General features: G+C 37.4%; 26 protein-coding genes. 18 read left to right on the top strand and 8 right to left on the bottom strand.

Going from position 1 to position 20,675, the window contains the following annotated elements; all coding sequences use genetic code 11:
* The 7 genes from QM460_RS07325 to rpsI all read left to right on the top strand — a co-directional run.
* The coding region (locus QM460_RS07325) for a UPF0236 family transposase-like protein (RefSeq protein WP_414289673.1) at window positions 1-800 on the top strand (800 nt) is incomplete at its 5' end.
* 421 nt (window positions 801-1,221) lie between these two features.
* The gene (locus QM460_RS07330) at window positions 1,222-2,265 is read left to right on the top strand and encodes a D-alanine--D-alanine ligase (protein WP_414289674.1); all 1,044 of its coding nucleotides are present in this window, start codon (window positions 1,222-1,224) and stop codon (window positions 2,263-2,265) included.
* A gap of 53 nt (window positions 2,266-2,318) precedes the next feature.
* Window positions 2,319-3,692, top strand: a complete 1,374-nt coding sequence (locus QM460_RS07335) for a UDP-N-acetylmuramoyl-tripeptide--D-alanyl-D-alanine ligase (protein WP_414289675.1) — start codon at window positions 2,319-2,321, stop codon at window positions 3,690-3,692.
* The gene (locus QM460_RS07340; protein WP_414289676.1) at window positions 3,679-4,290 is read left to right on the top strand and encodes an NUDIX hydrolase; all 612 of its coding nucleotides are present in this window, start codon (window positions 3,679-3,681) and stop codon (window positions 4,288-4,290) included. The genes QM460_RS07335 and QM460_RS07340 overlap by 14 nt, the downstream gene beginning before the upstream one ends.
* 120 nt (window positions 4,291-4,410) lie before the next feature.
* The gene (locus QM460_RS07345) at window positions 4,411-5,118 is read left to right on the top strand and encodes a TIGR02206 family membrane protein (RefSeq protein ID WP_060956192.1); all 708 of its coding nucleotides are present in this window, start codon (window positions 4,411-4,413) and stop codon (window positions 5,116-5,118) included.
* A gap of 159 nt (window positions 5,119-5,277) precedes the next feature.
* On the top strand, window positions 5,278-5,724 hold the full coding sequence (rplM, locus tag QM460_RS07350; protein ID WP_414289677.1) for a 50S ribosomal protein L13: 447 nt from the start codon (window positions 5,278-5,280) through the stop codon (window positions 5,722-5,724).
* An 18-nt stretch (window positions 5,725-5,742) separates the two neighbouring features.
* Entirely contained in the window at window positions 5,743-6,135 is a 393-nt protein-coding gene (rpsI, locus tag QM460_RS07355) for a 30S ribosomal protein S9 (RefSeq protein WP_000075973.1), read from the top strand.
* 77 nt (window positions 6,136-6,212) lie between these two features.
* Here rpsI and QM460_RS07360 read toward each other — a convergent pair whose 3' ends face one another.
* The 7 genes from QM460_RS07360 to QM460_RS07390 all read right to left on the bottom strand — a co-directional run bounded on the left by QM460_RS07360 (window position 6,213) and on the right by QM460_RS07390 (window position 12,037).
* The gene (locus tag QM460_RS07360; protein ID WP_414289678.1) at window positions 6,213-7,916 is read right to left on the bottom strand and encodes a recombinase family protein; all 1,704 of its coding nucleotides are present in this window, start codon (window positions 7,914-7,916) and stop codon (window positions 6,213-6,215) included.
* Window positions 7,917-7,977: 61 nt separating this feature from the next.
* Window positions 7,978-8,145 (bottom strand): hypothetical protein, encoded by a 168-nt coding sequence (locus QM460_RS07365; protein ID WP_414289679.1) that lies wholly within the window; start codon window positions 8,143-8,145, stop codon window positions 7,978-7,980.
* Complete coding sequence (locus QM460_RS07370; RefSeq protein ID WP_414289680.1) at window positions 8,123-8,926, bottom strand: replication-relaxation family protein; 804 nt, start codon at window positions 8,924-8,926, stop codon at window positions 8,123-8,125. Before QM460_RS07370 ends, QM460_RS07365 begins: the two co-directional genes overlap by 23 nt.
* Window positions 8,927-9,019: 93 nt before the next feature.
* Entirely contained in the window at window positions 9,020-11,239 is a 2,220-nt protein-coding gene (locus QM460_RS07375) for a type IV secretory system conjugative DNA transfer family protein (RefSeq protein WP_414289681.1), read from the bottom strand.
* Window positions 11,240-11,241: 2 nt separating this feature from the next.
* Window positions 11,242-11,409, bottom strand: a complete 168-nt coding sequence (locus QM460_RS07380) for a hypothetical protein (RefSeq protein WP_261014728.1) — start codon at window positions 11,407-11,409, stop codon at window positions 11,242-11,244.
* A 157-nt stretch (window positions 11,410-11,566) separates the two neighbouring features.
* The gene (locus tag QM460_RS07385; protein WP_153209935.1) at window positions 11,567-11,767 is read right to left on the bottom strand and encodes a hypothetical protein; all 201 of its coding nucleotides are present in this window, start codon (window positions 11,765-11,767) and stop codon (window positions 11,567-11,569) included.
* A 9-nt stretch (window positions 11,768-11,776) separates the two neighbouring features.
* Complete coding sequence (locus QM460_RS07390; RefSeq protein ID WP_414289682.1) at window positions 11,777-12,037, bottom strand: hypothetical protein; 261 nt, start codon at window positions 12,035-12,037, stop codon at window positions 11,777-11,779.
* Window positions 12,038-12,168: 131 nt separating this feature from the next.
* On the opposite strand from QM460_RS07390, the gene QM460_RS07395 reads away from it, so the two are divergent.
* From QM460_RS07395 to QM460_RS07420, 6 genes are all read left to right on the top strand, one after another.
* On the top strand, window positions 12,169-13,272 hold the full coding sequence (locus QM460_RS07395; protein WP_261014732.1) for a hypothetical protein: 1,104 nt from the start codon (window positions 12,169-12,171) through the stop codon (window positions 13,270-13,272).
* A 14-nt stretch (window positions 13,273-13,286) separates the two neighbouring features.
* Window positions 13,287-14,030: an AAA family ATPase gene (locus tag QM460_RS07400; RefSeq protein WP_153209936.1), complete on the top strand. Its 744-nt coding sequence runs from the start codon at window positions 13,287-13,289 to the stop codon at window positions 14,028-14,030.
* A 227-nt stretch (window positions 14,031-14,257) separates the two neighbouring features.
* Window positions 14,258-14,656: a hypothetical protein gene (locus QM460_RS07405; RefSeq protein ID WP_153209937.1), complete on the top strand. Its 399-nt coding sequence runs from the start codon at window positions 14,258-14,260 to the stop codon at window positions 14,654-14,656.
* Between the two features lie 76 nt (window positions 14,657-14,732).
* Window positions 14,733-15,377, top strand: a complete 645-nt coding sequence (locus tag QM460_RS07410; RefSeq protein ID WP_414289711.1) for a recombinase family protein — start codon at window positions 14,733-14,735, stop codon at window positions 15,375-15,377.
* A gap of 313 nt (window positions 15,378-15,690) precedes the next feature.
* Window positions 15,691-16,083: a hypothetical protein gene (locus tag QM460_RS07415; RefSeq protein ID WP_153210211.1), complete on the top strand. Its 393-nt coding sequence runs from the start codon at window positions 15,691-15,693 to the stop codon at window positions 16,081-16,083.
* A gap of 295 nt (window positions 16,084-16,378) precedes the next feature.
* Entirely contained in the window at window positions 16,379-16,516 is a 138-nt protein-coding gene (locus tag QM460_RS07420; RefSeq protein ID WP_194251989.1) for a hypothetical protein, read from the top strand.
* 330 nt (window positions 16,517-16,846) lie between these two features.
* On the opposite strand, the gene QM460_RS07425 is transcribed toward QM460_RS07420, so the two are convergent.
* Complete coding sequence (locus QM460_RS07425) at window positions 16,847-17,038, bottom strand: site-specific integrase (protein ID WP_223140159.1); 192 nt, start codon at window positions 17,036-17,038, stop codon at window positions 16,847-16,849.
* 125 nt (window positions 17,039-17,163) lie between these two features.
* Here QM460_RS07425 and QM460_RS07430 point away from each other — a divergent pair, with 125 nt between their 5' ends.
* From QM460_RS07430 to QM460_RS07450, 5 genes are all read left to right on the top strand, one after another.
* Window positions 17,164-17,676: a GNAT family N-acetyltransferase gene (locus QM460_RS07430; RefSeq protein ID WP_414289683.1), complete on the top strand. Its 513-nt coding sequence runs from the start codon at window positions 17,164-17,166 to the stop codon at window positions 17,674-17,676.
* Window positions 17,677-17,822: 146 nt separating this feature from the next.
* Complete coding sequence (locus QM460_RS07435; protein ID WP_414267764.1) at window positions 17,823-18,509, top strand: XRE family transcriptional regulator; 687 nt, start codon at window positions 17,823-17,825, stop codon at window positions 18,507-18,509.
* A 3-nt stretch (window positions 18,510-18,512) separates the two neighbouring features.
* Window positions 18,513-19,928 carry a Y-family DNA polymerase gene (locus QM460_RS07440; RefSeq protein ID WP_414289684.1) on the top strand — a complete coding sequence of 472 codons (1,416 nt, stop codon included), beginning with the start codon at window positions 18,513-18,515 and terminating at the stop codon, window positions 19,926-19,928.
* Complete coding sequence (locus QM460_RS07445) at window positions 19,925-20,287, top strand: hypothetical protein (RefSeq protein WP_414289685.1); 363 nt, start codon at window positions 19,925-19,927, stop codon at window positions 20,285-20,287. Before QM460_RS07440 ends, QM460_RS07445 begins: the two co-directional genes overlap by 4 nt.
* A complete protein-coding gene (locus tag QM460_RS07450) occupies window positions 20,280-20,555 on the top strand; it encodes a DUF5960 family protein (protein ID WP_414289686.1) in 276 nt (91 codons plus the stop codon). The genes QM460_RS07445 and QM460_RS07450 overlap by 8 nt, the downstream gene beginning before the upstream one ends.
* The last annotated feature ends 120 nt before the right edge of the window (window positions 20,556-20,675 follow it).

Below are 20,675 nucleotides of genomic sequence, written 5' to 3' on the forward strand. Positions count from 1 at the left end.
ATTTATCCCATTTTGTAGTCCATACGGGAAGCCAAAAAGTTGGCAGCAATCGATTTGAACTCCAGGACAAAAAGGAATTTATTGGTCTTGACAATCGCTTAGTGAGGGAGCAGGTGATCGATTATCTTTTTAATAATTACGAAATTACGAATCAGACTCTATTGATTACGAACTCTGATGGAGGTCATGGATATACACCCTATGTTTTCAAAGAAATTGCGAAGGTTTTGCGAATTAAACGGCATGAACATTTTTGGGATGAGTACCATGTAAATAAGGAGTTGAAGAATTATTTAAAATTTTACTCTGAAGAACTATTAGATAGAGCTTTCCAGGCGATTAAGCAACATGATAAGCAGTTGATGAGAACTGTTCTGGATACGACTGAAAGTTATATCGAAACAGAAGAAGAACAAGAGTCATTTGAGAGGTTCAAGAGTAAAATATTGAGAAATTTCCAATACACTAAACCAGCCGAACAAAGAGGATTCAGTCATGCAGGAATAGGGATAATGGAGAGTCAGCATCGTAAGGTCACTTATAGAATGAAAAAAAGAGGAATGTACTGGACGCTTGCTGGAGCTGAAACGATGAGTCGGATAATTGTTTTGAATTATGAGGATTCTTTGAGGGAACTATTCTTTGGTAACTGGAGAGAAGATTATGAAAAATTTATTTCTTTAGAGGAAGTTTCTGCTTATACCATTAAAAAAAGAATAAGTAAAATGTGTAAAGAAAATACATCTAGATATCAATGTTACCCTGATAGTAAAAGGTTATCCTACTTCAGAAAACAATAAAAGTATATAATAAAGTATGTAAAAAGTTATATAACAATAACCTTTGTAAAAAAAGGTCTTTTTGTGCTACAATCAAGCATAAAATGCTTGCACGGTATGTAAAAATGTGTTATAATTTACTTAAATTAATCGAATAAAAAAAGACGAAAAGTGCGCTAACACTTCTCGCCTTACCGAGTAAGAACTCGTCCTTCTTACTCAGTCTTTAATTAATGATACCTGATAAATGTATCAATGTCAAGACTGAGCAAGAAATTTGTTCAGTCTTTTTTTAAAACTCGGTGATGTTCTCCTAAAAAAATTATGAATTTAGGCGTTCTAAAAAATTCTACCGCATACTTTTTTGCTGTACAAGTTTAAAAAAAAGGACAAATGTGATATACTAAAGGACGAGTATTCTATTAGAATTGGAACAAATCATATGAAACAAACAATTATTCTATTATATGGTGGACGCAGTGCAGAACGTGAAGTGTCTGTCTTGTCAGCTGAGAGTGTCATGCGTGCGGTCAACTATGATTGTTTTGCAGTCAAAACCTTCTTTATCAGCCAGTCCGGCGATTTCATCAAAACCCAAGAATTTTCCCAAACTCCTGGACAAGATGAACGTCTCATGACCAATGAAACGATTGATTGGGACAAGAAAATTGCTCCAAGTGCTATCTACGAAGAAGGAGCCGTTGTCTTTCCAGTTCTTCATGGACCTATGGGAGAAGATGGTTCCGTTCAAGGTTTCTTAGAAGTCTTGAAAATGCCTTATGTCGGTTGTAACATCCTATCTTCAAGCCTTGCCATGGACAAAATCACGACTAAACGTGTCTTGGAATCTGCTGGGATTGCCCAAGTTCCTTACGTAGGGATTGTTGAAGGGGATGACTTGGCTTCTAAGATTGCAGAAGTTGAGGAAAAATTAAGTTACCCAGTCTTTACCAAACCATCCAATATGGGTTCTAGTGTTGGTATTTCTAAGTCTGAAAATAAAGAGGAACTTCGCCAAGCTTTAGAGCTTGCCTTCAAGTACGATAGTCGTGTCTTGGTAGAACAAGGGGTAAATGCCCGTGAAATCGAGGTTGGACTTTTAGGAAACTATGATGTCAAGAGCACTCTTCCTGGTGAAGTTGTCAAAGACGTAGCCTTCTATGACTATGATGCCAAATATATCGATAACAAAATTACTATGGATATCCCAGCTAAGATTAGCAATGATGTGATATCGATTATGCGCAAGAATGCCGAAACTGCCTTCCGTGCTATCGGTGGACTTGGATTGTCGCGTTGCGACTTCTTCTATACAGATAAGGGAGAAGTTTTCCTAAATGAGTTAAATACCATGCCAGGCTTCACCCAATGGTCTATGTATCCCTTGCTTTGGGACAATATGGGAATTAGCTATCCAGAACTAATCGAGCGTTTGGTGGAACTTGCCAAAGAAAGCTTTGACAAGCGTGAAGCGCACCTATTGTAAAGACAGACATAAGGGCGGGAAGAGACTTTTTGCCCCTTTTTAAAGGAGTAAACATGAAACTTACGATTCACGAAGTTGCGCGTGTTGTTGATGCAAAAAATGACGTATCAGTCTATCCGGATAGTCCGCTAGTTAAGGCGGAGTTTGATAGTCGCTTGATTGCTGAGGGGGATTTGTTTATTCCTCTCAAGGGAGCGCGTGATGGTCATGATTTTATCGAGACAGCCTTTGAAAATGGCGCTACTGTAACCCTGTCAGAGAAGGAAGTAGCAGATCATCCTTACATTTTAGTAGAGGATGTTTTGACAGCCTTTCAAGCTCTCGCAGCCTACTATCTTCAAAAGGCAGGTGTAGATGTCTTTGCCGTTACAGGTTCGAACGGTAAGACTACTACCAAGGATATGCTGGCGCATTTGCTTTCTACAAACTACAAAACCTACAAAACTCAAGGAAATTACAATAACGAGATTGGGCTGCCTTATACAGTTCTTCATATGCCAGATGATACCGAAAAGCTTGTCTTGGAAATGGGACAGGATCACCTAGGAGACATCCATCTCTTATCTGAATTGGCTCATCCAAAGACAGCTATTGTGACCTTGGTAGGAGAAGCTCATTTAGCCTTCTTTAAAGACCGTTCTGAAATTGCCAAAGGGAAATTGCAAATCGCTGATGGGATGGAAAAGGGTGCCTTGCTTTTAGCACCGACTGATCCAATTGTAGAAGATTATCTACCTGCTGATCAAAAAGTAGTTCGTTTTGGTCCAGGTGTAGAACTCGAAATTACAGAATTAACTGAGCGTAAGGATAGCTTAACCTTCAAGGCTAATTTCTTGGAGCAGGCTCTTGACTTGCCAGTAACAGGTAAGTACAATGCGACTAATGCTATGATTGCATCTTATGTTGCTCTTCAAGAAGGAGTGACTGAAGAGCAAATCCGCCAAGCCTTCCAAAATCTTGAATTGACCCGCAATCGTACCGAGTGGAAAAAAGCAGCTAATGGAGCGGATATCTTATCAGATGTTTACAATGCCAATCCAACTGCCATGAAGTTGATTTTAGAAACGTTTTCTGCCATCCCAGCCAATGAAGGTGGCAAGAAACTCGCAGTTCTGGCGGATATGAAAGAACTTGGAGATCAGTCTGTTCAACTTCATAATCAGATGATTTTGAGCATTACACCCGATGCCCTTGATACCGTAATTTTCTACGGTGAAGACATTGCTGACTTGGCTCAATTAGCCAGTCAAATGTTCCCAATCGGCCATGTGTACTACTTCAAGAAAACAACTGAGGAAGACCAGTTTGAAGCCATGGTTAAGCAGGTCAAGGAAAGTCTTGGCGCACATGACCAGATTCTGCTTAAAGGTTCGAACTCTATGAATCTAGCCAAGCTAGTAGAAAGCCTAGAAAATGAGCACAACTGATTTCGCCAAAGCTATTCAGAGAATGTTAGCTATCACTGATACTGGGTTGACCTATTCAAAGGATCCTTATGACCGTGAACGTTATGAGGATTTACGTCAGATTTTATGGAGTGTCTTGCAGGATCAAACAGAGCTTGATCAAGAGGAATTGACTGCAATTTTAAAACCAACAGGTAGCTATGCAACTCCCTTGATGGATGTAAGGGCATGGATTGTTCAAGATCAGAAGATTTGCCTGGTTAGAGGGCAAGGAGAGGATACTTGGGCATTACCTGGTGGTTTTGGCGAGGTAGGATATTCTCCCAAGGAAAATATCCGAAAAGAAGTTCAGGAAGAAACAGGATTTACGGCAGAAGTAGGCTCTTTATTGGCAGTTTTTGATACCAATCGCTTTCAACTTCAGAACAAGCAGTATGCCAAGTTCGTCTTTGACTGTCAGTTATTGGATGGACAATTTCAAGAAAATCAAGAAATTGCAGAACTTGAATTTTTTGATATCAAGAATCTCCCACCCCTATCTGAAAAACGAATAACCCAAGAACAAATGGAAATTCTATGGCAGGTCTATCAGGGTGAGCGGGAACAATATGTCGATTAGAAGCTTTGTTTTATATTAAGATCGACAGTTTCTTTTACACAAAATTATATGAAATAAATGTAAGCTAGGCTCTATAGAGATGAGTAAGAGACCTGCTTATATGAAAATGAGGAAAGTTACATGAATGTTTGGGATGCTTTATTTAGCACGCAGCCGACGGAGCCACCCCAATTTGACCTTCTTTGGTATGGAAGTCTATTTACTTTATTGGCATTGACTGTATTTCTTGCCTATCGTTATGGTGAGAAAAAAGTTTGTCAACGATTTTTCCAGATTTTACAGGCCGTTCAATTAATTCTACTTTACGGCTGGTATTTGGTAAATCAGATGCCTTTGACAGAAAGTCTACCCTTTTATCATTGCCGTCTGGCAATGTTTATAGTGCTTTTGCTTCCTGGTGTTTCTAGAGTCAAACAGTATTTTGCTGTGCTTGGAACATTTGGGACTTTGGCAGCCTTTGTTTACCCAGTACCAGATCCCTATCCCTTCCCCCACATCGCTATCCTGTCCTTTATTTTCGGACACCTAGCCCTCCTTGGAAATTCCTTGATTTATCTTTTGAAGGACTACGATGCTAGCTTATTGGACTTCAAACGAACCCTAATCATCACATCTTCCCTTAATGCTGTGATTTTTGTGGTTAATCTAATGACGGGTGGAGATTATGGCTTTTTGACAAAACCGCCATTGGTTGGAGACCACGGTCGTTTGATCAATTATCTAGTGGTTACGCTATTCTTGACTTGTGCCATTTATTTAGTCTCTAAAATTTTTCAGACAATCCTTCAGGAACAGGAAGAAAAAAGGTTGAGAATCTGGCAGAAATAAAAAAATATTTTCCCAATCTCTTGACTTTTATCTGAGAATTTTGATACAATAGTAGACGGTATTGTTTACCCCATTTGTAAGGCCCCGGAACCTTTCAAATAACTTGCGGACCGGAACATCCGCCCTGTAAACAAAAACGATATTCATATAGGAGAAATCATGAACAAAACTACATTCATGGCTAAACCAGGCCAAGTAGAACGCAAATGGTACGTTGTTGACGCAACTGATGTACCTCTTGGACGCCTTTCAGCAGTTGTTGCTAGCGTACTTCGCGGAAAAAACAAACCAACATTCACACCACACACTGATACAGGTGACTTCGTAATCGTTATCAATGCTGAAAAAGTTAAATTGACTGGTAAAAAAGCATCTGATAAGATCTACTACACTCACTCAAACCACCCAGGTGGATTGAAATCAATCTCTGCTGGTGAACTTCGTTCTAAAAATGCAGTACGTTTGATCGAGAAATCAGTTAAAGGTATGCTTCCACACAATACTCTTGGCCGCGCTCAAGGTATGAAATTGAAAGTATTCGTTGGAGCTGAGCACACTCACACTGCACAACAACCAGAAGTTCTTGATATTTCAGGACTTATCTAAGGAAAGGAACAATAAAGTATGTCACAAGCACAATATGCAGGTACTGGACGTCGTAAAAACGCTGTTGCACGCGTTCGCCTTGTTCCAGGAACTGGTAAAATCACTGTTAACAAAAAAGATGTTGAAGAGTACATCCCACACGCTGACCTTCGTCTTGTAATCAACCAACCATTCGCAGTTACTTCAACTGTAGGTTCATACGACGTTTTCGTTAACGTTGTAGGTGGTGGATACGCTGGTCAATCAGGAGCTATCCGTCACGGTATCGCTCGTGCCCTTCTTCAAGTAGACCCAGACTTCCGCGATTCATTGAAACGCGCAGGACTTCTTACACGTGACTCACGTAAAGTTGAACGTAAGAAACCAGGTCTTAAGAAAGCTCGTAAAGCATCACAATTTAGTAAACGTTAATTCGAAAGAATTACTATACTTACAAAGAGCACCTTTAGTTGACCTGACACATAGCAGTTTAGTTAAATGGGTTAATATTAGCGAGCCAGGTCGTTTGGCTCGCTTTTTTCGTTGTTTAATTTCCCGATAAAATTATAATAAATGTCAATCTGAATAATTCGATTGCGTTTCGTGCCAGTTGGCTTATGAATAACAATCTTGTCAATCAGTTCATTCACTATCTCAACGGTTAGTTCTGGTAGCTCTGTATATTTCAAAATTCTCGTCATAAACTTGGAGATATTAAGGTTATCTTCTTGTTGTTTGGCGAGTTTTTCGGTTAAGTCAGAAATGGAAGTTTGAAGTTGTCTCTGTTCTTCTTCATAGCTCTGACTTAATTTTACAAAGCGTTCATCTGAAATTTTACCAAGTAGATTATCTTCATAAAGCTTCTGAATAATGGTGTCAATCTCTTTAGAACGGTGTTCATCTTTTTGGAGTTGCTGACGCTGATTTTTGTTGTCTTTATTAAATTGAGCTTGGCTTTGCTGTTCCAACTTTTTCAAAAAGTCTTCTTGGTTGAAGTGGGCTTCCTGAATGGTTTGGCGGAGCTTGCCACTTACAATCTCAATCAGGGCGGATTTTTGAATATAGTGGGGATTTTCACAACCATCAATCGGCTTGCGATATCCAGAACACTTGTAATGGTCGTGGTTAAGTCCATTTTTCTCTTGTGGGCAGAAATAATGCTTTCGCCCACAAGTTCCACAAAAAACCAATCCAGCAAACAAGTTTTCGTGACCAGCCCGATTTTTATACCGTTGATTTGAACGCTTATGACTTCGCATTTTTTGAACAATATCGAAAGTTTCTTGGTCAATTATCGCTTCATGAGTATTTTTGAAAATCAGCCAATCTTCTTTTGGGTTATCTACCTTACGCTTGTCTTTATAGGATTTTTTCCGTGTACGAAGATTAACCGTATGTCCAAGATATTCTTCACGCCCTAAGATAGCGCTTAGGGTTTCTCGCGTCCAAAAATAAGGCAAAGTTTCCACATTTGAACTGGAGGAAATAGGTTTCAAACCAATTTCGATTCGGTGGCGGTCTGGTTTAAAAATTTTGTCATTTTCTAACCCTTTTGCAATCTCCGAAAGGCTTTTTCCGCTTTTCGCTTCTTGAAAAATCCGTTTCACAACTTCGCTGGCAACTGGGTCAATAATCCAATTTTTAGGATTGTTTGAATCTTTTAGATAGCCGTAAGGTGGGTTAGTAGTCACTCGCTCGCCAGCTCTCGCTTTAGCTTGCACCACCGCTCGAATCTTCTTGCTGGTATCCGCCGCATACATTTCGTCCATTAAACTCTTGATTGGCAAGAAAATAGAATTAGTTTCATTAGGTTTATTCGAATCTACGCCATCATTAAGGGCGATAAAGCGAACATCAAAACTAGGAAAAGTGATTTCCGTTAGTTGACCAACCTTGATATAAGAGCGACCCAAACGACTTAAATCCTTAACGACGAAGTTTGAAACTTGCCGATTTTCTACCAAACGCAGAGCTTCTGAAATTGCTGGACGGTCAAAATTTGTTCCACTGAAACCATCATCAACGAAAAGAACTGGATTTGGCAGTTTTTCTCTCGCTACTACATCAAGAAGAATATTCTTCTGATTGATAATTGAGTTACTATCTCCGTCCAGTCCATCATCTTGACTTAAGCGACAATAAACCACCGTAATATCTGAAAGATTTGAAGTATCTACTTGTCTATAATCTGAAATTGTCAAAGTTCTGTTCATGTGTTTTTCTCCTTTTGGAGTTCACACACCTTATACTTCTATTATACCATTTTTACTACTGTTAAAGTAGTGATTTATCGCTTAAAATCAATCTTTCTAGGACATTTTCAAGATTGCGATTTCCAGTAAAACGGTGACGGATTAAGTAAGTCGTTCGACCAATTCGACAAATTTCATCGGCGGTGTATGAAGACTGTTTTGAGTCTCTATCTTGATTCTTCTGGTTCATTCAAAATTCCTCCCTTGATATAATCTGGGTATTCTTCAAGTGTTATTACAGTGAACAGTTCCCAAAAATTGTATAATTCTTTTTGAATCGCTTTCAAAATCGCCAGCTTGCGCTTGTCATCTGGCACAACCCACAAAACATAGGGAAAAACTTCCTTTTGGCGCTGTTCAATACCTGAGCGATAATATTCAATATATTTCTTGCAAGTATTTACAACGCGCGCAAGACTTTCTGTGCTTCGGTCTATTTCCAGAAAATAATGGTCTTCGTAATCGTGATTAACTAACTCTAAATAAGCATCGGGCTTTAAAGTTCTGCCTATACCAGAGAGTTTTTGGTAGCTCCGCCAAGAGTTCGGCTCAAAGGAAAAGGTTTCAAGTGACAGTTTTTCTGAATTTCGAACAGTCTCTAGTGTCTCAACAAAAACTTCCGTAATCGCCAAAGTGTGTTCAACGTGGTGCTGAGTTGGCTCGTATTTATTTTTATAGCGCAAAACAACTGTTTCATCTTGGTTTTTAAGGAATTTTAGTCCCTGAAAAGTAATTTGCCAAACATAAGAAGCAGAGCCACGGCGTGCGCCACCAATCCGCCGTTTTAAGTGTGAAACCAATCCAGCTTTTTTCAGACTTTGAAGCGCAAAATTAGTTCGGCGAATTGCGGTGTCAGCTCTCACGCTATTGGCAAAAAATAATCTTGCTAATTGGTTGGTAGTCGCAAATCTTGCTTGACTTAAAAAGTAAAGAATTTGCGTATCATTATCTATTTTGTAATTCCATTTCATCTGTTTTGTTCTCCATTAAAATTTAAAGGGTGTGCTCCCGTAAAATGTGCTTAGTTACGAAGTAAGTCGTGTGAGTGAAAATCCTGAAATCCTTTATTTGTCAGGGGTTGAAGAATCTTCTTCATCAACACGATTCGAAGAGCGATTGGAACGCTTTCTGCGTCCTAAATCTGTTAGCTGTTGTGGCGAATTGTTGTCTTTCAAAACAGTTTTTTCAAAAATGTAGTTTTCGAATTGGCTTTCAATTTCTGAAATATCTTGTCCGTATCGGCTCAAGCTATTTAAAAATGGCGTGCGACTATCTCTAATTTTTGGTTTAGGTGGGTAGGTCTTACCGATAAGCCAGCGGTAGGTATTTGGTAAGATTTCTGTTCTGATATATACCCAAAATGGTGGTAGGCTGTAAAAATCTTCTTTGTCAATCTCCAGAGTATATTTTGCCATTTCGCGAGCTTCATCAAGATTTAAGCCAAAAACAATTTTATTCGCAACATTAGATTCAATTCCAGCTTTTAACTGGGGTGACATCTGTGCAAGATGTTGGAAGCCAATATTCCAGCCAACATTAAACTGACGAGATTGCGAAAGTGCTTCATCTAAGTTAGCGTTGGGGATTCCTAGGAAACTTGGTGTTTCATCAATATAGATAAAGACCGATTGGCGTTTGCTTGGCTCAACCGAAGACTGGCGCAAAATTAACATCCATAGCATTGAAGTGATTAGGCTACCAATGAGTTTCGCAGATTCTGAACCAATTATCGCTTTATTTAGTGGAATCAATACGATTTTTCGGCTTTTGAAGATTTCTGCAAGACTGAAATTTGGATTAGTTTGTCCCAACATTGCCCGAAGTTGCGGGCGAAGCAAAAACTGGCGGAATTTATTCAAAATGGGGTTTAACATCTGGTGACGTTGAGCTTCACTGAGCAATTCAAACCAGTTCCAGAAACTTTCCAGTCCGATTGGGTCTTTTAACTCTCTTAATAGTTTATTTCGAAAGGATTGATTAGTGAGTAAGCTCGGTAACATCACTAAAGAAGTATTTGGAATGCGCGCCAAAGTTAAAAAACTGTGTGACAAAATATCCAGTGAGTAAATTCCAAAATGTTCAGGATAAAGTCCTTTAAGTAGCTCTAAAAGATAATCTGCGATAACTTCTGGCTCAATACCATATTTAGTTAGTTCAAAAGGATTTATACCGACAATTCGCTTTGAAGTGGGTGAAATCACCACAATATCTTCATCGTGTTCAGTTGGTGTGCGCTCTAATAGTTCATGAGTAAGTTGACCTTTGGCATCCACCACAACGACGCTATGATTTTTAGAGTTTATATCTGATAAAATCAAGTGACTCATAGCGGTGGTTTTTCCACAACCTGTTGAGCCGAGAAAAACGGTGTGCTTTTTGCCAGCTTGTGTTGAAATTTGAATTGGTCTTGATTGACTTTCAACCGTTTGCGCCAAACTTCGCTGATTTTTTCGGTTAATATTGTAGCCTAAAGGTGGCACTACTAATTTAGGGTGAATATTTGGCACACCTGCAATATTTTCTTCCCCAATAGGTAAAAGCATGAAACAAGCTAAGTCTGAAACAGATAAACTATATGGGAAAGCCCAAGAAGGTTGCGCTTGATTAAGTTTTTGGATGGCCAATGGTTTTAATTCAATGGTTGCATTTGATTCCATCATGCGAAAACTACTAAGTAGGCTGTCAAAAAATTCCTTTGTTCGCAAAATACTGCGAGATTGGACACCAAGGCGAATTTCACATTTAAAAGTAGATTGGTTTAGTTTTTGTTTCATCAGCTTTTTGGAGTTTTCAGAAAGCTCAGGAATATTATTCGTAATCACTTGATACCATTTAGCGGATAAATTCGGCAAATCTTTTGGTTGCGGGCGAGGTGGTGAACCTGCGCCAATAACCAACTGAACAACTACTATTTCATCTGGCTGAAGTATTTTTGAAATTGTAAGGCTTGAACGTATCATATTTTCTACAGAATCCGTTTTTAAAGCATAGTGAGACTCTTTGATGTTTACTAACCGCGCAACCGAAAGTTTTTCACGTTTTGAGACCCTTGAAAACTGAATAGTTCGGTGCGATTGAATCAGCTGGTGAATATGACGTTTATCTTGTTCTTCCGTCCCCAGAAGATACTGCACGCGATTTTTATTCATACGAACTTCAAAAACAATGCTTTTACGTCGAGTTAGACCGACCAACTGTCCAAGCAAACTTTTGACGTCTTCTTCAGAAAATGGACGTTGCCAATTCCACTCGCTCCAAGATAAGGCTTCTAACTTTCTTTTCATTTCTACCTCCATTCTTTAGATTTAATAATCCGAAAGGCGAACCAGCCAATGAAAATAACAGCAGTCACTAAAACCAAGAACCACCAAACTTCCAGAATTAGTTTCACCGCCCAGTTAATAAGCCAAGCACAAGCAACAAATCCAAGAATATATGCCATTAGTTTTCTCATAGCTGGTCTCCTTTCTGCCTTCATTTATACAAGAAAATTGGTGAAAAGTTAAATTTCACTACTTTCAGTTTTTATAGCGATTGGAATGAATTTTAAGCAATGAAACAGTAGTATATTTGAACATATTTTGACCATTTGTCTAATCTAAACAATCCTTTTATTTTCTTGAAATTTTTCGCATTTCTGCTTTAGCGACCAAGAAAAGTTCATTGATTTCTTGCCGTTTTTCCAGAAATTCTGCCAGGGCAATTTCTTCTTCGTTATAGTGCTTTTTATCTGCTTGTTTTGGTTTTTCGAACCAATCCCAAAGAAATACAACAACAATGATAATTATAAAAGATATAAAGTAGTCCATCATAAAGCTACCTCATTTCATCTTTTCAGTAGCGTAATAAGTGAATGCTTTTAGAATATAATCTGTATATGCTTTAGCTTCTGGCGTATTTTTGAGTATTTCTGCCTGCGTGAGTGCCAGATTGCCCACTTTATATAAAATATCGCTAGCGAGAAGCTCCAAGGCTTGATTATCTGCCATCGCTTCACTCAGTGTTTTAGCCACTTCTAACTGATAGGGGCTAACAAGTTGATGAAGGTCTACTTTTGGGGTTGATTTTTGAATATGATTCATGAGATTTCTCCTTTGATTTTGGTATAATTTATGTTATAAACATTGTCGACTTTGTTTATGATTATAGTGTAACGAATATTTTTATCTCATTCATCAGGTAAAAAATCTCAGAAATCTCAAGGAGAAATCGTGTGACCGAATTTAGATTAGGATGGTTTTGCTATATTTTGCAAAAATCTGAAAAGAAAAAACGAAACCAAGAAGATTTCGTCAATAGTATTTTGAATAGATTAGTGAGTGAAAACAACCCTAAAATTTCATTTATTCCAGAAATTAACCGTGTTTCTAGTAACCGCCTTTTTACGGGAGACGAAGAAATTCCAGAATTTTACCGCGAAGCTTTGCCGATTAGTGATTTAGGCTTTCAATCTCAAAGGATAGCTGATATTTTCAAAGATTTAAACTGTGACGAAACTTTCGATTATAAGCAAGCTGTTTTTAAAATCAAATCAGCTCTTTTAAACCAAGCCAAAAAAGCTACCGTTGTGTTTGGTAGCGAAAAAATAGAATTACTTAATCATTGCCAAGAAGCTGAACTTTACTTAGCAACTATTTTGATTTTCTTGGTGAATCTTTCGAATATTCCTTCCAAAAACTCAGAGGAATTAAGACAAGCACAAATCATTAACCAGCACATTTTTAAGTATCTTGAAAATGAGGTTTTATTAACGCCATATTCACATAGAAAAGTTATTGAGGAATCTTTAAAAAGCAAACAGCAGATTTTTTATTTTGATTTATATAAGCCTGAAGCGTTAAACGATAATAAAAATCTCGTTTCACCCACTTTAAAAGTTTTGATTCAAGATTCTATTTCCAAAATGCCAATTATCCAGAATGGTTTAATAATTCAAAACGAAACTATCAACGAACGAATTGCACAGTTTATTGGAGAAAATTTTGAGAACAGCCCCACACTAACTTTAATTACTGGATTTTGCCAATCTGAAGCAGATTTTTATAAAGCTTTGGATAGATTTTTACCAAAAGAAGTTATCAATAAAATTTTTATTGTTAAAAGTTTTGCTTTATCTGTAAAAGCCAGTTATGATTATACTGCTTCGAAAATGAAAAATATGATAGCCTTAACAGAAAATGTTGTAAATTATTTAGAGAAAAGAGCTTTCACAACACAAGACAAAACTGAGTTTACTGTAGGTGGAAGTAATTATTTAGAAAATGATGAAATTATTTTTTATTTACTAATTGATTTTACTTTATCTATCAAAAGATAAATGATATAATAAAAATGAAAGGGGATACAATGGATGCTTTTGTCAAAGAAATAAGGATAAAACCTATACCTAAAGGGAAATACTACTCTGAAATTCCATCAATAAATTCCATTGATTCTTTAAATTTGTCTTCTCCTATTACCTTTTTTATGGGCGAAAATGGGAGTGGTAAATCAACCTTACTTGAAGGTATTGCGGTTTCTTTAGGGTTTAATCCTGAGGGTGGAACTGTTAATTTTAATTTTGCAACTAAAGAAACTCATTCAAACCTTAGTGAATATATTCAGATTGTTAGAGGAGCTAAGCGACCACGGGATGGATTTTTCTTGAGGGCCGAAAGTTTTTATAATGTAGCTACTTATCTGGAAGATATATACAGTAGAGAGATTGCTATGGGCTATAAATTAGATTCTTACGGCGGAATCCCTCACGAACGCTCTCACGGTCAGGCATTCTTAGGTCTGGTTTTAAATAAATTTAAACCTAATGGATTATATATCTTAGACGAACCAGAAGCTGCTCTTTCGCCACAAAATCAATTAGCCTTTATGGCAAAAATATATGAACTAACGCAAAGCGGAGCTCAATTCATCATAGCTACTCATTCCCCTATTATTACAGCTTTACCAAATTCAAAAATATACAATTTTAATGAATCTATTCAAGAAATTGATTATCACGATTCTGAAAGCTATCAAATTACCAAGCTTACTTTAGAAAATCCTGAGCTTATATTGCGAAATCTTTTGAAAAAATAAAATAAAAAAGGAGGTTCCTTATGGCTCAATGTGGTGTTTGTAATGGAACTGGAATTTGTCGTTTTTGCAATGGAACCGGTGATGACAGAATAAATAATCCTCACCCCAATCCAAATAATGTTTTTTCTGGTGGAGGTAGTCGTTGTATACAGTGTGACGGGAATGGTAAATGTATAGAGTGCAATGGTTCTGGTGAGGTATAAATTGTAGTATGGAGGTTTGATATAGTGGATTTAAAATTTCAAGATAAAACCATTCAACAATTATCTAACTTAGATAGAGTATACTATTATTCTATTGTTAAGCACGAAGCAAGTTCTTTACATAATTTATTAGAGTTGGCAGAATGGCTTCGATCAGAGGGATTTGAATTAGATGACGTTTTTAATTCAGCTTACGATATATGTTTAGCTATGTATAAAAGAACGGGTATAGCAGATATTAGCTATTTTGAGGGTCTATATGGTGTATTTATTCCTATTTTTCTAAACGGTCAATGGCAGGCTTGCGTGCAGGCAGAGTCACCTAAAAAACTTGTATTAGCCTTATATTGGATTCAAGAACAAGGAGCTAATGCCGATGATTTATATAATAAGTTACTTGATTCAAAAGTAATCAGTTTATGATATTGAGAGCCAAATGGCTCTTTTTCTATATTTCTCCTCTTTTATTCCTGCTACAATAGTAAAGAAAGGAGAAATTTTGACAACCCATAATACTAATAAGCAAGAAAATATCAAAACCATAACTATCGGCTATGCTCGTGTCAGTTCAACAGATAATCGGCAAGAATTAGGGTTATCTGTTCAAAAAGAAGCACTCAGCTTTTGCGACAAGCTCTATGTCGAAAAAGATTCTGGTGGAAATCAGGAGCGAAAACAACTTGACAAAGCTTTAAAAATGGCGAAAAAATATGCCCAGCAAGGTGTTAAAACAAATTTTGTTGTGTATAAATTGGATAGACTTACCAGAAAAATGCTTCACCTCTCTGCTATTATTGAAGATTTAACCAAACATGGTATTCATCTTCAATCAATTCATGAAAATATTGAAACAGATTCTTTAACTGGAAAATTCTTTTGTTTAATGTTGGGTTATGTGGCAGAATGGGAGCTTCAAGCTATTTCTGAACGCACTAAAGACGGACTCCGCAAAGCGAAAGAAAAAGGTGTAAAACTTGGCAATAAAGGAATAGCGAAAGATAAAGAAAAGCAAATTATTGCACAATATCAGCAAAAAGAAATGTCCGTTCGAAATATTGCGAATCAGCTGAGTATTTCCACCGCAACCATATATAATGTGCTAAGGCGCAATAGTATTCAAATAAATAGAAAAAATCACCTATAATTGATTGACAAATCCTTAGAAAAATAGTACATTAAACCTATCAACAGTTTTAGCAAACGGTCGTTTGTTAAAACAATCAAAGTTATCAATAAAAATATGTCAAATGCTGATTTAATAAGGTTTTAGTTACCTTGTTGAATTGGCATTTTTTATTTTTTCATTGTTTTAGTTGACGACCGTTAACTAAAACAAGCTCAACCCCTATTGTAGCAGGGATTTTTTGAGTTTAAATAAGAAAGGGGGTATTTCGTATTTAAATAGATACGAATTTTCATGATTGCTACAAAATATATAAATTTTATAAGGAGAAAGTATGTTACTGGTTATAATTGTAGCTATTGGAGTAATTTTATGGTTTATTAGGAAATCTTCCATTAATAAGTATAGTCAGAAGCAAGAATTGGCTATGAGAATTCTTGAAACAGCTAAACAATTACGTTTAGAGCATCTTGCTGATATTAACGAACTCGGTGGGCAAATGGCTTCGGCAGACCGTGAACAATATATTAGCTTAACTCAAGAAAGAGAGTTAACTGAAACAGTTATACGGGATCTTGAAAACATTATCAGATGTTTGCAAGATATATTGCAATGGAGACCAGAACCATCAGCTGGGCGTAACAAAATACAAATCGCTATTTTTGCCTTACAACGACAAACTGGCTATACTTTGGAGGAATTAGCTCAAGATTTAGGGGTTAAATAATGTAGAAAGAGGTTTTATCATGGGAAATATTAACGCTTGGATTTGTGCTTGCGAAAGAGAGCGTGGAGCTGGAAATAAATGTGAACATTGTAGGCATGCTATTGTTAATGATTTCAGCAATCATATGTGCCAATACTATGGCCAATGCCAAAAGAAATTCGGTTGGTGATAAATATGATTAAACTAATTCGAAAACTCATTTCAGCAATTATTGAATGTCCTATTTGTGGACGAAAAACAAGCGACCGACCAGAACGGTGTAGTCATTGCGGTAATAAACTATAGGAGTATAAGTATGACTGAAAAATGCACAAAATGCCAAGAAGTTTTATGGTTTTATGCAGAAGATAGAGCGCGTGGTAAAGTAATAAAAGTTTGTAAAAATCCTAATTGTACAATGTATAATTTTCAAATCTCCTTTAGTGAACGATAGTTGAATACATGAAAAAGACGGCTCATTTGAACCGTCTTTTAATTAGCTTATAAGATGCATGAACTCAGATTATTTTAGAGTGCTGAGTGTCAGCCAGTCTTTCGGGGTGTTCTTTTTTAAATTTTCTTACTAAATTGGTGCAATTGACACAGTTGTTGCGACTTTAGTCGCTTACAAATGTGGCTGCAATCTGACAAAGTCAGTTGCCTCAAAACGTTAATCAATACGATTATATCAACGTTTACAGACATTCAAGAATTTTCTCTTGGATGTCTTTTTTTGCTTAAAAATCAATAATTTCCCTGAAAAATTCCCTGAGATTTCCCTTAATCATTTTTTGAGATTCCTAAAAGCAATTTCACCGACTGTCTGATTAACTGTATCAGCTGTATTTACATATATTTTTGTTACCTGTTTATCGCTATGAGTTAGAGCTTCAGAAATAGTCTCAAGTGAAATACCTGCTTGTTTAGCAAGATGTTGGAATTTATGAGGTCCTTGATGGATATTATTTTTCTTCATAGTATGTTGTGTTATAATGTAGATACGATATGAAAAAATTAAGATATCTCTTTAAATGCTGTAAATGTCACTTTGTGTGAACATGAGTACATTTGAATTTAGAGAATGATAGGAGATGGTTTAGAATGATAAGTTTAGAGCTGATGTCTGAAGAAAATAGCATAGATATTTATTATTTTGAAAAAGAAAATCGGGAGTATTTTGAGCGAAGTTTACCTCCTAGACCAGCTCACTATTTTGACTTAGAAGGTTTTAAAGAAATTACAAGGGAATTGTTAAGGGAACAAGAGAGCCATGATGTCTACATGCATCTTATTAGAGATGCACAAGGTATTATGGTCGGAAGAATCAATTTAAGTGTTTTAGGGAAGGATAGAAAAACAGCAGAACTTGGATATAGGATCGGGGAAAATGTTACCAATTTAGGTTATGCAAGTGAAGCGGTTAAACTCGTTTTAGAAAAGGCCTTTACTACTTATGGTTTACATAGGATTATCGCAGGGACGGCAACGGACAATCTGGCTTCTCAGAGAGTGCTTTTAAAAAATGGTTTCACCTTTAGTAAAATCATAGAAAATGACTTTCAAATGCATAACGAGTGGATTCATACGGCAGTATTTGAGATAAGGAATCTATAGTATCATCATTGCCAGTCGTTTGCCAAAACTCAACATTCCCAGTAGACATTCGTCTACTTTTTGTATATAATAAAACTAAACCAAAATGGTTGAATGTTGAAATATAGAATCAACCAACGCTGAAACATCACACTAGGAGGGAAGTCATGTACCAACCAGAAAAACTTAAGGCTCGGAGAAAAGAGCTAAAGCTAACACAGAAGGAAATTGCAGAGCAGCTTGGCATTAGTTTTCAGGCTTATTCGGCTTGGGAACGTGGAGTCAAGGAGCCTTCTGAAGAAAAGGTTGCTCAGCTAGAGAAAATCTTAAAAGTACCAAAAGGCTATTTTACTCAAATCGAAATTGTCCGTCTCTACAATAGTCTTTCTAACCAAGGGAAAGAAAAGGTGGTAGTCTATGCTCGCAACCTGGTTCAAGAAGAACAAGCTAAGAAGGTAACGGCCATGCCAGAAAAACTTTTCGAGTATCATGTCTACGAACGCATGTCAGCTGGGATCGGTGCTTCAGTTTATGATGATCGAAACTTTGACACGGTTTACTTTAATGAGGAACTAGCTCACGATTTTGCTTCCTGGGTCTCTGGGGATTCTATGGAACCCAAGTATCAAAATGGTTCCGTGGCTCTGATTCGAGAGACTGGATTTGATTATGATGGCGCTGTCTATGCAGTGGTTTGTAACAACCAGACCTATATCAAACGGGTCTATCGAGAAGAAGATGGCTTGCGTTTAGTTTCCATCAATCCTAAATACAAGGATATTTTCATCTCTTATGAGGAAGATCCGCGGATTGTAGGCATTATCGTGGGCAACTTTGTACCGATGGAGGGATAGCCTATGGGCTACTTTGATTATTCCAGAGAGCCCAAAAGTGATATTGCCTTTGTCGATATGAAGTCCTTTTATGCCAGTGTTGAGTGTGTGGAAAGAGGACTTCATCCTCTTAAAACTTCCCTTTGTGTCATGAGTCGAGCGGATAATTCTGTTGGGCTTATTCTTGCCTCCTCACCTATGTTCAAAAAGGTCTTTGGGAAAGCAAATGTAGGCCGTGCTTATGACCTGCCCTTTGATATTAAGACGCGTAAATTTTCCTACTACAATGCCAAGAAACAAGGCTTGCGGACAGACTCAGACTATGTGAAATTTATCGAAGACTGGGCTCAAGTGACCGTCATTGTCCCTCCTAGGATGGATAAGTATATCGCGGTCAATATGGACATCCAGCGTATTTTTCAGAATTATGGCAGTCCAGATGATATTTATCCCTACTCTATTGATGAAAGTTTTATTGATTTGACTAGTTCACTTAATTATTTTGTCCCAGACCAGCAGATTTCTCGCAAAGATAAGCTGGATATGCTTTCGGATCGTATCCAGAGGGATATCTGGCGGCAGACAGGGATTTACTCGACGGTCGGCATGTCTAATGCCAATCCTCTGCTTGCTAAGTTGGCCTTGGATAATGAAGCCAAGCGTACACCGACTATGCGAGCCAATTGGTCTTACCAAGACGTGGAAGATAAGGTCTGGTCCATTCCAAAGATGACCGATTTTTGGGGGATTGGACATCGGATGGAGAAGCGCTTGAATAACCTGGGGATTTATTCGATTAAAGAATTAGCCAATAGCAATCCTGATGTCCTGAAGAAAGAACTTGGTCAAGCTGGACTTCGCTTATGGTTTCATGCCAATGGGATTGACGAGAGTAATGTTCATAAACCCTATAAGCCAAAATCTCATGGTCTAGGCAATTCGCAAATTTTACCGAGAGATTATGTCAAGCAGCGAGATATCGAAATTATACTCCGAGAGATGGCTGAGCAGGTGGCTATCAGGCTTCGAAGAGCTAGTAAAAAGGCGACAGTGGTATCTATCCATCTTGGTTTTTCTAAGCATGAAGAACAACGGTCGATTCATACTCAAATGAAGGTTGAACCAACCAATAGCACGAGTCTTTTAGTCAGCTATGTATTGAAATTATTCCATAGTAAATACACTTCTGGAGCTGTTAGGAGTGTTGCCATCAGTTATTCAGGATTTGTGGACGAATCCTTTGCTTTGATTTCTCTTTTTGATGATGTTGATAAGCTAGAAAAAGAAGAAAGGCTCCAGACGGCCATTGATTCTATTCGAGAGCAATTCGGCTTTACTTCTCTCTTGAAGGCGACTGCCTTAGAGGATGCATCTAGAAGTATTGCCAGAAGTAAGCTGATCGGAGGGCATTCTGCTGGAGGATTAGATGGACTCAAATGATTGATCGTTCTTACTTACCTTTTCAATCCGCGAGGGACTACCAGGATCCAGGAATGCAGAAGTGGATGGGATTTTTCTTATCGGAGCATACGAGTTCACTCAGTGAAGAAAAAAATCGTGTCGATTTATCGACTGATTTGAATTCAGTTGAGAAGTTGTTGTTACTTTCCCAGCTATACGTCGGACGACTAAAAGGCTCTTTTGTGGTCAAGGAGAAAAATCATAAAAGCACGATATTGGGTGAACTAAGAGAATTGTCTCCTCAAGAAATCTCTGTTAAAACGGATGAGGGCTATAGATTGATAAGGGTAGATGATATTCTCGCAATCCAATTATGTCAGGAGGAAGTTCATGACTAGGAAAGAGCTTTATGAAAACAAACTACAGATGGACTATTTCTCAGATGACTACATTCGTTTTGAAGAAGATTTCCAAAAATACTCTGCCATGAATGTACCTCTGACTTTCCTGATTGACGACATTCTACGAACCATGGCCATCAACCCAAAGAACTACTTTGTCTTGAACAAGGAAAATGCCAAGGATGGCAGAGATCATTATTATTTTGAGATAGATTATTGCGTAGGATGTAGAAAATTTCACTATAAAAAGCATGTGAATAGATAATTTGAACGCTACGACAGATGAAGCCTATATTTATTTTGAAAATAAATTACCCAGTGAATTAGCACCCCTAACAGAGAGTGCTAAAACATCATAAATTCATCAAGTGATTTGAAAATTTTA

Origin of the sequence: Streptococcus infantis (assembly GCF_047464415.1) — a bacterium.
Classification (GTDB): domain Bacteria; phylum Bacillota; class Bacilli; order Lactobacillales; family Streptococcaceae; genus Streptococcus; species Streptococcus infantis_AE.